We start from the raw sequence: 738 nt of genomic DNA on the forward strand, positions 1-738 counted from the left end.
GCAGCGGACGGTCCCCTGGCAAATGTCTCCGGCATACGCGAACAGATCAGGCCGACCATCCTGGCCGCCGCGAAGCTGTTGAAAATTCTGTCGGTGCTTCTTCTGGCCGCGCTGGAGATCCTGCACCGCCGCTCCGAACGGACTCACGCTGCAACCTAGCAGGGTGTGGAAGAAGGATCGGAGATACCCGTTTTGAATCTGGTTTGTGCTCGGTCTGATTCTGATACGTTCCGTGAACAAAACAGTTTTTCAACAGCCTGCTAGAGCCTTTCAGGGGTAGGGGACAGGCCGCAAAACTGGAGGATCGATGGCCGTCGCGATCGATCACCACGTTTCGTGGGTCTATACAAAGGATGTAGAGGCGGCTTTCCGCTTCTACGAGGAAAAGATCGGCCCCGAGCCGCCTCTCGACGAGGCGATTGCCCGCAACTACCTGATGACGCGCAACAGCTCGTTCGGGATGTGCCAGGTTTTCGAGGGCCTTCCGTCCAACCCGGCGGGCTCGATGGTCACCATCGTCACCCGACGACATCGATGGATGGTACCAGCGGCTATGCGACGTGGGCGCGAAGACCGGTGGCGGCCCCACAGGCTGGATCAGTTCAACATCTACACCGCAACCTTCACGGCTCGGACAGGCTGGCAACGATGATGTCCGCTCCGGCTTCGGCCACCAGTGTGGCGCCGCCATAGGCGCAAGTGGGCACGAAGATCGCGTCATGCGCTGAAAGCCTGCCG

The 738-nt window shown here is 60.2% G+C and carries 1 protein-coding gene; it reads left to right on the top strand.

The window, feature by feature from the left end:
* Positions 1-307 precede the first annotated feature (307 nt).
* Positions 308-652 carry a hypothetical protein gene (locus tag EN935_RS38745; RefSeq protein WP_127374389.1) on the top strand — a complete coding sequence of 115 codons (345 nt, stop codon included), beginning with the start codon at positions 308-310 and terminating at the stop codon, positions 650-652.
* Positions 653-738 lie beyond the last annotated feature (86 nt).

Source organism: Mesorhizobium sp. M7D.F.Ca.US.004.03.1.1 (genome assembly GCF_003998635.1).
GTDB classification, from domain to species: domain Bacteria; phylum Pseudomonadota; class Alphaproteobacteria; order Rhizobiales; family Rhizobiaceae; genus Mesorhizobium; species Mesorhizobium loti.